The organism is Microcoleus sp. bin38.metabat.b11b12b14.051 (assembly GCF_013299165.1).
Lineage (GTDB): Bacteria > Cyanobacteriota > Cyanobacteriia > Cyanobacteriales > Microcoleaceae > Microcoleus.
Map to the genome: position 1 here is coordinate 47,671 of NZ_JAAFKD010000011.1, position 13,603 is coordinate 61,273.

The following is a 13,603-nucleotide window of genomic DNA, read 5'->3' on the forward strand; positions in this document are numbered from 1 at the left end:
CTTTCTTGGATGCGGACTAAAGTCCTCACTACAAACCAATTTTAAGAAAGTTCGCTGGACTTTAGTCCTTTCTTGGATGCGGACTAAAGTCCTCACTACAAACCAATTTTAAGAAAGTTTGCTGGACTTTAGTCCTTTCTTGGATGCGGACTGAAGTCCTCACTACAAACCAATTTTAAGAAAGTTTGCTGGACTTTAGTCCTTTGTTGGATGCGGACTAAAGTCCTCACTACAAACCAATTTTAAGAAAGTTCGCTGGACTTTAGTCCTTTGTTGGATGCGGACTAAAGTCCTCACTACAAACCAATTTTAAGAAAGTTCGCTGGACTTTAGTCCTTTGTTGGATGCGGACTAAAGTCCTCACTACAAACCAGTTCACATTCCGCATCCTACTCAATTAATAAGCTGTCAACTGTCAACTGTCAACTGTCAACCCCTCGACTCCGCTCGGGGCTCTTCTGTCAACTGTCAAGTTTTATATATGAATGACGATGATTTAAACGAATTAATAGATGCTTTTACCGCAGAAACTCAAGAGTTTCTCCAATCAATGGAAACTCACCTGCTGGCGATGGAAGCTGCTGATTTAAAAGAGCGACAAGCGGCGGTAAAAGAAATGTTTCGGGCGGCGCATTCGATTAAAGGTGCGGGTTCGATGTTGGGCTTTCAAAACGTGTCGGCGGCCGCTCACACGCTGGAGGACTGTTTTGTCATTTTGCGCGATCGCACGGACTTGTCGGCCCTGGAACCGGTCACTGTAACTGTTTTGCTGCAAGGGGTGGACATTCTCAAAAAGATTTCGGCCGAAGCAATCGTGCACTCGGATGTCAACACTCCAGATCAAACCGCAAACTTGGAGGCGATCGCCCAAATTCAGGCCGAGTTCGAGGCAAAATACGGCAAGCCGGGGCCGCCACCAGTCCCCGCAGCCAGTCGATCGGCAGCCCCGGAAACCCTGAAACTGATTTTTGAACACGAATTGCCGCCAATCTTCAATCGCCTAGAAACCGAACTTTCCCAAGCTTCCGAGGCAGATTTAGCAAAAAGCATCACCGCCCTCAACCAGGTTTATTACCAACTCTCCGGCTTGGCTGGAATGCTGCAATTGCCGGATTTTGGGAAAGTCGCTGAACCCCTCAGAGATTTAATCGACTCTCCCGATTTGACTTTACAGCGGTTGCAGTCCGAGGGTTGGGCGATCGCCCAAAACTTGCAAACCGCACGCCAACAGCTATTAGACGGAAGGGCGATCGAACTTCCCCAAATCTCCCCCCCACCCGCCGAAAACCCACCAGAAACATCCGAAACATCCGAAATCCTCGACTCCCCCTCTCCCCGACTCCCCCTCCCCCCCACTCCCCTACTCCCCCTCTCTCCCACTCCCCCTCTCCCCAACCCACAAAGGCCGACAATCCGCGTAGACTTAGAACGGTTAACAGAATTGGTGAATCTAGTCGGAGAATTAGTCATCAACCGTACAAATTTGGAACTGCAAGAATCCGAATTGCGCGGCGAAGTCAAACGCATCCGCCGCAGTATCGTAGATTTGAACCAATTCGGCGGCCAGTTGCGGGAAGAATACGACAGACTGAGTTTTGCAGACTGGAAAGGAGGAAACGGTAATTCCGGATTGGCAAAACTTCCAGGATCTGAAACAGAATTTCCACTGATGGCGATCGACAAATCCTCGATCGCCCACGAGCACTTCGACATCTTAGAGATGGATCGTTATACAGAGTTCCACTCCACCGCCGCAGAAGTCATCGAAACCGCCGAAGCAATTTCCCAATCCGCCACCAAATTAGACACCTTAGCGATGAAATTCGAGCGCAGTACCGACCAACTGCGCCGCATCACCGAACAACTCCGCAGCCGCGTCATGCAGTTGCGAGTCGTCAGTTTCAGCCGCGCCGTCGATCACCTACCCAGAGCGCTCCGGGATATGTGCCTCACTTACGATAAAGATGTCAACCTGTTGCTAGTAGGAAGGGATACTAAAATTGACGAAAGCTTGCTCGACGCCTTGCGCGACCCCTTAGTACACTTAGTGAGAAACGCCTTCGATCACGGCATCGAAATGCCCGAAATTCGGCAAGCGAACGGCAAGCCCGCCAGCGGTCAAATTGAAATCGAAGCCCGCCATCAAGGCGGCCAAACTATCATTACCATCGCCGATGACGGCAAGGGTATCGACCCGGAAATCATTCGCCGCAAAATAGTTAAAAAGGGTTTAGCCACGGAAGAACAAGCTCAAGAATTTTCCATTGCCGAACTCTACGATTTTTTATTTTGGCCTGGTTTCAGCACTGCTGAGGAAGTAAGTGATCTTTCCGGGCGGGGAGTCGGGCTCGACGTGGTGCGAACAAATTTGCGGACTGTGCGGGGCACTGTGAAGGTGGACTCTCGCCTGGGAAAAGGTACGAGTTTTATCATCAAACTGCCATTGTTGCTATCTATTACTGAGGCTTTGATGGTAAAGACCGATCGCAATAAAATAGCAGTACCGCTGGATGCAGTCGAGGAAATTCTGCACGTCAAAGCCTCCGAAGTTCACACCGCCGGCAATCAGCCGATGCTGTGGTGGCGGGATGAATTTATTCGTTTGGTGCGGCTGCAAGATTTGCTCGAATACAGCGTCGTCGGGCCCGATGGCCCCTCTCCAGACCCCTTGACGCAAGATCACATTCCCGTCTTAGTTTTGGCTTCTACCGAAGGAATGCTGGCGGTGGCTGTCGAACGCCTCATCGGCCAGCAGGAAATTGTGGTTAAACCTTTGCCACCTCCTCTATCCAAGCCTCGCGGGGTTTTGGGGAGTACGATTTTGGGTGACGGTAAAGTTGTAACTATTTTGGATGTGGATGATTTGGTGGGTCAACCTTTATCAAATAGTTCGATCGCCCCTGCGTCGGGTAAAACGCCACCAATGGCGCCGACTTCGAGTCAGTCGCCCCAGATTTTGGTAGTGGACGATTCCTATACAATTCGACAGTTGTTGTCTCTGATGCTGACTCGCGCCCGTTACCGGGTGGTGCAGGCTAAAGACGGTTTGGATGCCCTGGAAAAGCTGCAAAATGGTCTTGATTGCAGTTTAGCGATTGTGGATATTGAAATGCCCCGGATGGATGGATTTGAATTATTGCGCTCTATGCGATCGACCCAGCGCTTTGCTAAAATTCCCGTAGCCATGCTGACATCTCGCAGCGGCGAAAAACATCGGCAAATGGCAATGGAATTAGGCGCTAATCAATATTTTACGAAACCTTACAGTGAAGCCCAACTTTTAGAAGCAATCCCCAAATTAATCAAACATTAAATCAGTTGACAGTTGACAGTTGACAGTTGACAGTTGACAGTTGACGGTTGACAGTTGACAGTTGTTAGTAGAAATATAAATAGTTCTAGCTTTTTAATTTCCCAATTCCCAATTCCCAATTCCCAATTCCCAATTCCCAATTCCCAATTCCCAATTCCCAATTCCCAATTCCCAATTCCCAATTCCCAATCTAAAATCGCATGACTCACACGAATTATAATCGTCGATTTCGCAGTAAAAAACAAGGTGCTGTCAGAAATCCTCCTCGAAAACTTGTTTCCTTTGAACTGGGAAGCGTTAATTATGCGGTTCCTATTGAAAGAGTGCAGCGCGTTGTTAAAGACTTTAATCCCTACGGTTTTTTAGATAGCGGTCAAAGTTTAGTGCGCCACCAAGAAGAACTGATTACCCTGATTAATTTATCCAAATTTTTTCCCAGCAGCCGGAGCATTGCTGACTGCAACTATTTAATTGTTTGCACCTTAAATAAGAGCGATCGCTTGGGGATTGCCATTCCTGATATGCCCAAGATTTTAGAAATTGCCGAAGAAAGCTTCTGCGAAATTCCCGAATTGTACCGCCAACAGCAACTGCCTCCGCTAATAGAAAAGTTGATTCGCGCACCTGACGGTTCCGAAGTTTTTTATCTGAATTTGGATCTATTTAACTAATCAAACCTCACACCTGATTTTGTTACAATCGTCCACCGGAAATGATCTTAGGGGCGATCGGTCTTAAGTGAATCGTATTGTGCTATATTAACCGCCATGCAATTAAAGCTGCTGTTTTACCTTTAGCCACAATCGGTTCACAAAGTTCGACTGTTAGATTTTGTGACATCCCTTGATAGACAGCATCAGAAATAGTAATTGCACCACCAGGCGTGGCACCTTCTAATCGTTTTGCTGTATTCACAACATCACCAATTACAGTATAAGTCCTCACGTCTTCACTGCCAAATAGCCCTTCGATAACGCTCCCGCAATGCACCCCGCATCCCGCACCAACTCCATATAATTCAAGGATTTCTAAAGCAGCTTTACTCATAGATTTAGCCGCAGCAACTCCCTGCCGTGGCGTAGCATAAATAGCCATAATTTCATCCCCTGTAAATGTGATTTTCAAAGGCTGAAACTTAGCTGCTGCTGGTTCAACGCAGCGATAATACTCATTAAGAACAGTTGCAACCGTCTCAGGGGAAGTTTTTTCGCACCAACTGGTAAAACCGCGAATGTCCATAAATACAATTGTGCGATCGCACTTTTGGAAAGCCAAACCTTCAGGATTATTCAGCGCAGTTTCCACCACATGACTTCCCATCCCCCATTCTGCCATATTTCCCAGCAGTTGAGCAGTTTCTTGTAGCTGCTTTCTTTGTTTGACAAGCTGTAGCGACTGCAACCCCAAAAGCAAACCAATAAACACCATACTCCACGTAAGAAACCAGTGCGTTGCACTCCCCACAAAGCTCAGAATAAATTCTGTATCAGCAATTAAATAGTGAGACTTAATCCCAATCACAACATAGAAAGCTACCACCATCAAAGCCCGCACCAAACTTTCCAATGGAATCAGCCAATAATCGATACCCTTAGCCCAATGGAATCGCAATCCTTGCAAAGTAGCAATCATCAAAGAAAATAACCAAAACACAAAGTGAGTCGGGTTTTGGAAAAAATCTAGCCCATCTATCGGCAAATCGACCACCGTATAGATGCCGACAAACATCAGATTTCCCCAAAAACGATGGTATTTCGAGTTCGACAGATACCAAGACTGAACGCACATTGCTACTATCAACAAATATTCAGTTGGATCTGTGATAAATTTGAACCAACCAGCCAATATCAGGTCAGATAAACTCTTGAGAATAAAAAAGTGACCGCTGTTACTTAATATCTCAGTCAAAAAGGCGCTAGTGCGGGTTCCTTTTAAGCGAATTTCCCATAGATTTTCCGATCGAAAACGTTTTTTTGCATTTTTCATAGCTTGATTCATCATCTTAATTAAAAGCGAGAGTACCAAAAAATATTGCATACCATATCTCCAAAAGATGCACCACCATCAAGCTGAAAACCACAAAAATTATCGATTCCAATTCTTTAATCGCCAATCTAATTAGGAATAGCAATTAAATAACTTAAGCAATTGGCTTGTTACCAGGCTCTTCCTGGTAATACAGCTCCGGAGGCTCTGCCTCATTTTACCTCACAGCTTATAGGATAAAAAACTGTAGGAAGTGTTTAAGTTATTAAATTTTCATTCCTTAGTTATCTTCCTCTATTTTCGGCTGGCGGCGTTTCCGAAACATACCAGTCATATTAATTCCTGTTACCAGCAGCAAAATTGCACCCAAACCCACAAAAAGCACATAAATTGGCATCAAAAAATCTCCCAAATATCCTCCTTGGTGGATATTCAGAAAAACTTGTCCTACCTCTTTCGGCATCTTAAACCAACTTCTGCCAACTCGGTAGATTACACCTGTCACCGTACTAACTGCTAAAGGCAAGACAACAATCGGTGTAGCAATACGGTGAACCTTACGAAAATCAAGTTTAGCACCCTGTTTTTCAGGGCGTGCGCCACCAAAAAGTTTGGTCATACTTAAACCAGTAACTATCAGCCCAATCACTCCTAAAGCCAGCAAAAGTGCATAAATTGGTCTGAGCTCTTTTCCGAGATAGCTTCCTTGGTGAATATCCATAAAAATCTCAGCAGCATCACCTTCTATGCCAAACCAATCTTCTCCCAGCCGATAGGCAACACCAGTCAAGGCCGTCAATAGTAAAGGGATGAAAATAATCGGTGCAACTTGGCGGTGAAGTTTGCGAAAGTTAACGTTATCCATATATTGATACTCCTATTTGTTAAAGGTTTTGTTGTTGACAAATCAGATATTCTTGGACGCAGGGGTAGGCCGAAACCGGGTTTTTGCGAAAATATTTCGCTTTTGTATAGTTTTGGACCCGTGAGGCAGCCAGAAACCGGGTTTTTTACGAAAATATTTCGTTGTTACCTGTAGATTCGGTAAAAAACCCGGTTTCTTTGGTCGAAGTGGGTAAGTCATGTTGTGAAAAACCCGGCTTCGGCGCAAATCCTAGCATTATGAAAAACTGAAATCTGCCACATTAATACTTGCATAATTAACCCCTCTCAACACTGCTAAATATTGACCCGTACTTGCTACCTGCAGCAGAGTATCGCCAGCATAAATTCCCGTACCTTGAGTGATATTAACGTTAGACAATCCTAAGCCATCTGCCAGGTTCAGTTTATCTGCACCTTTTTGAAAGTCAGTGATGACATCAGCAAGTTCGAGAGTATTTCCAGCCGATCGCCATTCTAGCTCAAATAGATCCGAACCCATACCGCCCGTGAGAATATCTTTGCCCTTTCCTCCTTCCAGAATATCATTTCCTGCACCGCCATCAAGGGTATCTTGACCCTTGCCACCTTCTAGTTTATCATTACCATTATTGCCGCTGAGAATATCATTTCCACTGCGTCCTTTTAAAGCAATATTATTGCCAAGAATCCCAGTCATGATGTCGTTACCATCTGTACCTTTAATTTCATTTTGATAGAAATTCCCGCCGCTTTCGTATCCCTGAGAACTGATGGAAAAATTGCCAGTTACTGGGCTATAATTGGAATAATTTACAGGTTGACCGCTCGAAAAACCCATCTCATAACCGCTTTGATAGCCGCTTTCGTAACCAGAATTGCTGTAACTACTATTGTAGCTTTGATAGCCGCTTTCGTAACCAGAATTGCTGTCACCACTGTTGTAACTGCTGTCATAGCCACTTTCGTAACCAGAATTGCTGTCACCACTTTTGTAACTGCTGTCATAGCCACTTTCGTAACCAGAATTGCTGTCACCACTTTCGCCACTCTCTTTGATGGAGAGTTGGTATCTCTCCGATGACGCTATATTTACATCTATCGAATTATCTTTTGTGAGATATGACTGTCCCACGCCTGTCCAAATTTTAGTTTCGTTACTCATTGTCAAATCCTTGTTGTTTAACTTATCTATTTGCATTGTGACAAATAAAAGTAAAGAACTCGGAAAGACATAAAATTTATTTCAACTGCCTCTAAGACTTCCTCAACCTAAACATCAGCCCATTTTCGGAGCAAATTAGCAATGCTTTTGGACAGCAAGTCAAACTCCGCCGTCTTTCCAGACTTCTGAAAGAGGATATCGCGAACCGTATCCAAATCAAATAGGATTTCTCGATTGTGAGCATCCCTAACTAAACTCTGCACCCAAGTCACCGCCGCCAATCTCTCACCTTCAGTGACAGGTTCCACGCGGTGCAAAGTTGTAGTAGGATAAACAACCATCGAGCCAGCATCGAGTTTAAAAGCTTGTTCGCCTTGGGTACTTTCAATCACCAATTCCCCGCCCGCGTAAGTTGCAGGATCGCTGAGAAATAAAGTGAGAGACAAATCCGATCGCGTAAGTTCTTCATCTCCCATAATTGCATTATCAATATGTGTCCCGTAGTACATTCCTACCTGATATCGACTAAAGATAATCGGACGAATTACTTTCGGGCGAGCCACTATTTGAAATAAAGAATTGCGTTTGAGTGCTTGATTGACTAGACTTCTAATTTCTTGAGTCGGAGTCGCATCATTTTTTAATTGATCGTTATTTTTTACTTGTTTGGCGTACCCACCTGCGGTTAACTTTCCATCTACAAACTCAGCATTTTTGAGACTATTGATAATTAACTTTAATTCTTCGGCATTCAAAATATTAGCCATACAGATAATCATTGCGGACACTCCTGCAGGTTGCTAGTGAATTCGCATTGTAGCAATAAGGTAATGTCTGTGCAAACAATTTTTAGATTTTTTCCCTCTTTCCGAGTTCTTTACTTTTGTGTGGGATAGTACAAGTAATCACCCACAATAAGGATTTTTGAAAGATGCAAAATAAAACTAAGATTTGGCTCGGCGTTGGAGCTTGTGTTTTAACTTCTGTTGCTGCTAGCGCGATCGCATCTCAGAATGATAGCAGTGTTAATCAATTGTCTCCGATTTCTTTTTTAAGTAATGCCGCTAATGCTGCTAATTCATCGGTTAGCGACAGCAATTCGGTTAAACCGATCGTCTTAATGAGTAGTAGCGGTGCCGAAAAAGGAGAAAGTGGAGAAAAAGGAGAAAGTGGAGAAAAAGGAGAAAGTGGAGAAAAAGGAGAATCTGGGAAGAAGAGTTAAGGTTTTTTATTAATATCAAATTTTAAGTTACTGAGGGGAATTTTACCTGAAAACAGCTACCTACCCCTAGCTGACTGGTAACGCTAATTTCTCCTCGGTGACTTTGAACAATAGATTGGGCGATCGCCAATCCCATCCCTAAACCTCCTTCCCGGCAACTTCGGGCTCGATCCGCTCTCCAAAACCTGTCAAAAACTAATTTAACATCTTCGGGAGCAATGCCAATCCCAGTATCCTGTACACTAACAATTGCTAAGCGACCTTGACTTCTAAGAGAAACAGTCACAATGCCGCCCGTTGGTGTATAATGAATTGCATTTCCGATCAAGTTGGAAAACAAACGAGTTAGCTGCGATCCGTCTCCCATTACAGACGTGTCGATGCCTAAATTTGATTTGAGAGTAATTTGTTTTTCTTGAGCTTGCAGTTCCCAAAAATCGAGTAAATCTTCTAACAATTCATCTAACGGAACGGCTACCCACTCGCGGGTGATGGTTGTAGCAGCAGCATCTATTCTAGTTAATAAAAGTAAGTCTTCAACTAACTGACTCATCTGTCTAGTCGCAGAGGCGATCGCCACCATTTTTTTAACATCCGCTGCATGAATTCTCTCAGGATGATTCTGCATCACTTCCACTGAAGTTTTAATCGCGGTTAGCGGATTTCTCAACTCGTGGGAAGCGTCGGCGGTGAATTGTTTTAATTGCTGAAAACTCTCCTCAATTGGCTTGAGAGATTGTTTCGTCAGCCACAAACCACCAACCCCTGTCAAGCTGAGAAAAATAATACTTCCATAACCCAAATTCCAGCGGAGTCTGCTGAGGACTTCTTCGACTTCTTTAGTAGATTCGCTGCTGCGAATGTAACCTTTTAATTCTTGCTTTTCACCATCATAAATGTAAACGGGAATTGTGGCAGACCGAATCTGCCCGTTTTGTATGTTTTTGAAACCCGATTTTATCGGTAGAGGAGGTAAAGACTTGCCAGCATTTCCTAACATTTGACCTGTTTCATTAAACCATTCTACAGATTGATCGGCTTCCCGCAGATTTTGCCAAGGAATGTCTAAGTCTCCGTCTTTATCTAACTGACGGGTGACTTTTTGGCTATAGAGTTCAAGATGGAAATCATTATTTTCGTCTCTATTTTCTTTGTTTGTAAGTCCGCTTTTTTCTTGTGAATGTTGTGAAAAGTATTGCTTTTCAATCGCAACTAAACTGTGAGAAGCTGCTTGAGATAAAACTTCTAATCGCTGGTCTAATTCTTGATATAGAGTGCTGGCAAATAATTCATAAACAGCAACAGCAGAAGTCCCTAAAATAGCTATCATAACTGTTAAGTAAGATAGCAATAAACGCCATCCCAAAGCCTGGAATTGGGGATTAGAGGTTTTGGTTGAGCCGATAACCCATGCCATAAATAGTCTCTATAAAATTAGCGGGTGCGCCTGCTGCTTTCAGTTTTTGTCGCAAACCCCGGAGGTGAACTTTGACGGTTTCTTCTCCAGGTGAGTCTTCAAAACTCCATACACTATCTAGGATAGCACTTCGTGTTAAAACCCGCCCGCTGGTTCGCAGGAATAAGTCTAGTAAGCTGTACTCCTTGGGAGTGAGACGCAGCAAATTGTCACGATAGGTTACGTCGCAGGTGTTCGGATTTAATTGCAGATTTTCCCACTCTAATATTGGTGATAAAGTTGTACTTCCGCGCCGGAGTAAGGCTCGAATTCTTGCTGCTAATTCTGGCAAATCGAAGGGTTTGACGACATAATCATCTGCTCCGGCATCTAAGCCCATGACTTTATCATTGCTGGTGTCTCTAGCTGTGAGCATTAGCACGGGGGTTTTTAATCCTTGTCGGCGCAAGCGCTGACAAAGGCTAATCCCATCTAATTTTGGCAGCATTACGTCTAGCAAAATTAAGTCATAGGTACAGGCTTCTGCAAAGTTCCAACCTTCTTGGCCGTCGGCGGCTATATCGACGGCATAATGTTGGTCTGTGAGGGATTCTGCTAATGCTTGGGAAATGCGATAGTCATCTTCTACTAACAGAATTTTCATAGATCACTGCTAAATACTGACTGTCGAACTGCAAGATAAAAACTAATTTTCGTGCCTGATAGTTGCGAAGTATTTGATATAAATTGAGATTTATTTCAATGTAGGGGGATTTGTTGGGAGTATCTGTGTTTTGCATTAAGAGTGCGATCGTCTCCACTCGCGAGCTGTACAATACTTTTTACAAAAATGAGATGCTTCCGATTAGTTTTGGGAGTATTATACCATATCAATGGTATATTTGCAAAAAAATTATGAAAAAACTCACAATATTGTCGATCGCCCTGCTAATTGTTGGCGCAAGTCTAGAATATCCGAAACTGGGACTGCAACTAAGGGCGATCGGGCAAACAGCAACGCCCCAACCACCAATCATCCAACCACAAATACCCCAACCACCAACACTCCAACCACCGACAAGTCAACCACCGACAAGTCAACCACCAACAGCCCAACCAAAAGCAGAAGATCCCAAAAAGCTCGGCTACGTCTCCCCAGAATTTGCCGAAAGATTCTCCCAGCAACAAATTGACCAAATCAACGCCAACGTCGAAACGCTGCTGCTAACTCAAAGCTGCGCCCGCTGCGACCTCCGAGCCGTAAAATTAGTTAACCTGCGCTTAAAAAATGCGATCGTCACAGGAGCAGATTTATCAGACGCCAACCTCAGCGGTAGTCGCTTCGAGATATCAGATTTTGTCAACACCAATATGGCTCGCGCCGACTTAAGCGGCGCCGAATTAATCGGAGCCAGAATCAGCAACACCAACCTCCGCAAAGCCAACTTGACAGGAACCAATTTAGACGGCGCCGACTTGCGATTTTCCGACATGAGAGACGCCAACCTGTCAAATGCCAACCTCCGGAATGCTAATATAGATGGCGCTAGTGTCGATCGAGCCAGCATGACCGGCACCACAATGCCCGACGGCCGAAAAAATTAATAATACAGAAGAAGGAAGAAGGAAGAAGGAAGAAGGAAGAGGGAAGAGGGAAGAGGGAAGAGGAAGAAGAAAAAAATAATAAAATTCCTACAAGCAGAAACCGGGTTTTTTTACTCGTTACCAGGCGTTACTCGTTACCAGGCTCTGCCTGGTAACGAAGATCCGGAGGCTCTGCCTCCTCTTTTCCAGCCGAAACCAACCTACAAAAAATCTTCCTTCCTTCCTTCCTTCCTTCCTTCCTTCCTTCCTTCCTTCTTCCTTCTTCCTTCTTCCTTCTTCCTTCGATTCAAACAGCCAAAAACCTCTGAACCACCTCATCACTCAATTCGCTAGTGCTTCCCGAAGCCACAATCCCGCCTTTTTGCATAGCATAATACCAATCAGCTTGCCGCACAAAATGCAAATGCTGTTCCACCAACAAAACCGAAATCCCCCTAGTAGCAACCACACGGCGCACCGCAGCCTCTATATCCAAAATAATAGACGGCTGAATCCCCTCCGTCGGTTCATCCAAAACCAACAATTGCGGCTCACCCATCAAAGCCCTAGCGATCGCCAACTGCTGCTGCTGTCCCCCGCTCAAATCGCCTCCCATGCGATCGAGCATAGTCTTCAAAACCGGAAATAACTCAAAAATCTCATCAGGAACTTCAGGATTTTTAGTCAGAGTTGGTTTCGCTTCCAAACCTAACAACAGATTTTCTTTCACAGTCAAGCGCGGAATAATTTCCCGCCCTTGAGGAACATAACCAATCCCCAATTTAGCCCGCTGGTGAGTCAACTTAGAAGTAATAGACTTACCCCCAAAAGCAATAGTGCCGCTGCGCGGTTGCAGCAACCCCATAATCGTTTTCAGCATCGTAGTTTTGCCCACACCATTGCGGCCAATCAAGCAAACCATTTGTCCCGCATTAACGCTTAAATCCACACCGCGCAAAATGTGACTTTCGCCGTAGTAAACATTCAAATCAGAGACTTGCAGCATATTTTTTGGATTGGTCATTGGGAATTGGTCATTGGGAACTAATAGACATCTCCAGAGAAGCCAGTTTTGAACAGGCAGGATGCCTGTTCCACAAGAAATATGGTCAACAGCCAACAGCTAACAGTCAACAGCCAACAGTCAACAGCCAACAGTCAACAGTCAACAGTCAACTGTCAACTGTCAACTGTCAACTGTTGTCAGGTTTTCCCAAATATACCTCAATTACGCGATCGTCATTTTGCACCTCATCCATCGTTCCCTCGCACAAAACAGCACCCTGATGCAACACCGTCACCTTTTTAGCAATTTGCCGCACAAACTCCATATCATGTTCTATAACTAACACCGAGTGACTTTGGGCCAGCGAAATCAGCAACTCTCCAGTCAGCGCCGTTTCCTCATCAGTCAAGCCCGCCACAGGTTCATCCACCAACAACAAATCGGGAGATTGAGCCACCAACATCCCAATTTCCAACCACTGCTTTTCCCCGTGAGAAAGCAAACCAGCAGCAGTATCAGCTTTAGCAACCAAACCAATTGTTTCTAACAAACCCGCCACCGTGCGTTTTTCAGCAGCAGGAGCAGGCTTAAACAAAGTTGGAAATACATTTTTATTGCCATTGCAAGACAAATCTAAATTTTCCCGAGGCGTTAAATTCAAATAAACTCGCGGCGTTTGAAACTTGCGGCCAATCCCTAGACGCGCAATCTGATATTCCGACAACTTCCGCAAATTTTTTCCCTTAAATAACACACGCCCTTCCGTCGGCTGCACCTTCCCAGTAATCGAATCGAGAAAAGTTGTTTTCCCCGCACCGTTGGGGCCAATAATCACTCGCAGTTCACCCGCATCCATACTAAAATTTAAACCGTTGATGGCTTTAAAACCATCAAAACTCACAGTCAAGTTTTCGATTTCTAATACTTTTTGGTTCATCTGCTTATCCTTAATTTTAATTGTAGGGTGCGTCAGTCAACAGTTCCCGAAAAAATCGAAAAATCTACTAACTGACGCACCTTGCATAACTAACGCACCTTACATAACTTGAATTCAGCAATATACAACGACC

Annotated in this window: 14 protein-coding genes; 4 read left to right on the forward strand and 10 right to left on the reverse strand. The window is 44.5% G+C overall.

Going from position 1 to position 13,603, the window contains the following annotated elements; genetic code table 11:
- The first annotated feature begins 481 nt into the window (after positions 1 to 481).
- On the forward strand, positions 482 to 3,313 hold the full coding sequence (locus QZW47_RS13645; protein ID WP_293127986.1) for a hybrid sensor histidine kinase/response regulator: 2,832 nt from the start codon (positions 482 to 484) through the stop codon (positions 3,311 to 3,313).
- Here QZW47_RS13645 and QZW47_RS13650 read toward each other — a convergent pair.
- Positions 3,310 to 3,522, reverse strand: a complete 213-nt coding sequence (locus QZW47_RS13650; RefSeq protein WP_293127987.1) for a hypothetical protein — start codon at positions 3,520 to 3,522, stop codon at positions 3,310 to 3,312. The two genes, QZW47_RS13645 and QZW47_RS13650, sit on opposite strands and share 4 nt — an antisense overlap.
- On the opposite strand from QZW47_RS13650, the gene QZW47_RS13655 reads away from it, so the two are divergent.
- Positions 3,514 to 3,984, forward strand: a complete 471-nt coding sequence (locus QZW47_RS13655) for a chemotaxis protein CheW (RefSeq protein WP_293127988.1) — start codon at positions 3,514 to 3,516, stop codon at positions 3,982 to 3,984. The genes QZW47_RS13650 and QZW47_RS13655 overlap by 9 nt on opposite strands.
- 82 nt (positions 3,985 to 4,066) lie before the next feature.
- On the opposite strand, the gene QZW47_RS13660 is transcribed toward QZW47_RS13655, so the two are convergent.
- From QZW47_RS13660 to QZW47_RS13675, 4 genes are all read right to left on the reverse strand, one after another.
- Positions 4,067 to 5,350, reverse strand: a complete 1,284-nt coding sequence (locus QZW47_RS13660; protein ID WP_293127989.1) for an adenylate/guanylate cyclase domain-containing protein — start codon at positions 5,348 to 5,350, stop codon at positions 4,067 to 4,069.
- A 229-nt stretch (positions 5,351 to 5,579) separates the two neighbouring features.
- Positions 5,580 to 6,164, reverse strand: coding sequence for a PepSY domain-containing protein (locus QZW47_RS13665; protein ID WP_293127990.1), 585 nt, complete (start codon positions 6,162 to 6,164; stop codon positions 5,580 to 5,582).
- Between the two features lie 255 nt (positions 6,165 to 6,419).
- On the reverse strand, positions 6,420 to 7,325 hold the full coding sequence (locus QZW47_RS13670) for a hypothetical protein (RefSeq protein ID WP_293127991.1): 906 nt from the start codon (positions 7,323 to 7,325) through the stop codon (positions 6,420 to 6,422).
- A 107-nt stretch (positions 7,326 to 7,432) separates the two neighbouring features.
- The gene (locus tag QZW47_RS13675) at positions 7,433 to 8,092 is read right to left on the reverse strand and encodes a Fe2+-dependent dioxygenase (RefSeq protein WP_293127992.1); all 660 of its coding nucleotides are present in this window, start codon (positions 8,090 to 8,092) and stop codon (positions 7,433 to 7,435) included.
- 164 nt (positions 8,093 to 8,256) lie between these two features.
- Here QZW47_RS13675 and QZW47_RS13680 point away from each other — a divergent pair, with 164 nt between their 5' ends.
- A complete protein-coding gene (locus QZW47_RS13680; RefSeq protein WP_293127993.1) occupies positions 8,257 to 8,547 on the forward strand; it encodes a hypothetical protein in 291 nt (96 codons plus the stop codon).
- A 22-nt stretch (positions 8,548 to 8,569) separates the two neighbouring features.
- Here the strand turns inward: QZW47_RS13680 and QZW47_RS13685 are convergent, their stop codons facing one another.
- Together QZW47_RS13685 and QZW47_RS13690 are read right to left on the reverse strand one after the other, a co-directional pair.
- Complete coding sequence (locus tag QZW47_RS13685) at positions 8,570 to 9,964, reverse strand: HAMP domain-containing sensor histidine kinase (RefSeq protein ID WP_293127994.1); 1,395 nt, start codon at positions 9,962 to 9,964, stop codon at positions 8,570 to 8,572.
- Positions 9,930 to 10,607, reverse strand: a complete 678-nt coding sequence (locus QZW47_RS13690; protein ID WP_293127995.1) for a response regulator transcription factor — start codon at positions 10,605 to 10,607, stop codon at positions 9,930 to 9,932. Before QZW47_RS13690 ends, QZW47_RS13685 begins: the two co-directional genes overlap by 35 nt.
- A gap of 251 nt (positions 10,608 to 10,858) precedes the next feature.
- On the opposite strand from QZW47_RS13690, the gene QZW47_RS13695 reads away from it, so the two are divergent.
- Entirely contained in the window at positions 10,859 to 11,548 is a 690-nt protein-coding gene (locus tag QZW47_RS13695) for a pentapeptide repeat-containing protein (protein ID WP_293127996.1), read from the forward strand.
- Between the two features lie 117 nt (positions 11,549 to 11,665).
- Here QZW47_RS13695 and QZW47_RS13700 read toward each other — a convergent pair whose 3' ends face one another.
- The 3 genes from QZW47_RS13700 to urtD form a co-directional block, all read right to left on the reverse strand.
- Complete coding sequence (locus tag QZW47_RS13700; protein WP_293127997.1) at positions 11,666 to 11,866, reverse strand: hypothetical protein; 201 nt, start codon at positions 11,864 to 11,866, stop codon at positions 11,666 to 11,668.
- Complete coding sequence (urtE, locus tag QZW47_RS13705; RefSeq protein ID WP_293128115.1) at positions 11,835 to 12,533, reverse strand: urea ABC transporter ATP-binding subunit UrtE; 699 nt, start codon at positions 12,531 to 12,533, stop codon at positions 11,835 to 11,837. The genes QZW47_RS13700 and urtE overlap by 32 nt, the downstream gene beginning before the upstream one ends.
- 187 nt (positions 12,534 to 12,720) lie before the next feature.
- Positions 12,721 to 13,470, reverse strand: a complete 750-nt coding sequence (gene urtD, locus QZW47_RS13710) for an urea ABC transporter ATP-binding protein UrtD (protein WP_293127998.1) — start codon at positions 13,468 to 13,470, stop codon at positions 12,721 to 12,723.
- Positions 13,471 to 13,603: the final 133 nt, after the last annotated feature.

Bases quoted from the DNA above. Each gene is read 5' to 3' on its own strand.
- QZW47_RS13680 (WP_293127993.1), top strand. From the start codon at position 8,257: ATGCAAAATAAAACTAAGATTTGGCTCGGCGTTGGAGCTTGTGTTTTA.
- QZW47_RS13685 (WP_293127994.1), bottom strand. From the start codon at position 9,964: ATGGCATGGGTTATCGGCTCAACCAAAACCTCTAATCCCCAATTCCAG.
- urtE (WP_293128115.1), bottom strand. From the start codon at position 12,533: ATGCTGCAAGTCTCTGATTTGAATGTTTACTACGGCGAAAGTCACATT.
- QZW47_RS13695 (WP_293127996.1), top strand. From the start codon at position 10,859: ATGAAAAAACTCACAATATTGTCGATCGCCCTGCTAATTGTTGGCGCA.
- QZW47_RS13655 (WP_293127988.1), top strand. From the start codon at position 3,514: ATGACTCACACGAATTATAATCGTCGATTTCGCAGTAAAAAACAAGGT.
- QZW47_RS13665 (WP_293127990.1), bottom strand. From the start codon at position 6,164: ATGGATAACGTTAACTTTCGCAAACTTCACCGCCAAGTTGCACCGATT.
- QZW47_RS13690 (WP_293127995.1), bottom strand. From the start codon at position 10,607: ATGAAAATTCTGTTAGTAGAAGATGACTATCGCATTTCCCAAGCATTA.
- QZW47_RS13675 (WP_293127992.1), bottom strand. From the start codon at position 8,092: ATGGCTAATATTTTGAATGCCGAAGAATTAAAGTTAATTATCAATAGT.
- urtD (WP_293127998.1), bottom strand. From the start codon at position 13,470: ATGAACCAAAAAGTATTAGAAATCGAAAACTTGACTGTGAGTTTTGAT.
- QZW47_RS13670 (WP_293127991.1), bottom strand. From the start codon at position 7,325: ATGAGTAACGAAACTAAAATTTGGACAGGCGTGGGACAGTCATATCTC.
- QZW47_RS13645 (WP_293127986.1), top strand. From the start codon at position 482: ATGAATGACGATGATTTAAACGAATTAATAGATGCTTTTACCGCAGAA.
- QZW47_RS13700 (WP_293127997.1), bottom strand. From the start codon at position 11,866: ATGAGGTGGTTCAGAGGTTTTTGGCTGTTTGAATCGAAGGAAGAAGGA.
- QZW47_RS13660 (WP_293127989.1), bottom strand. From the start codon at position 5,350: ATGCAATATTTTTTGGTACTCTCGCTTTTAATTAAGATGATGAATCAA.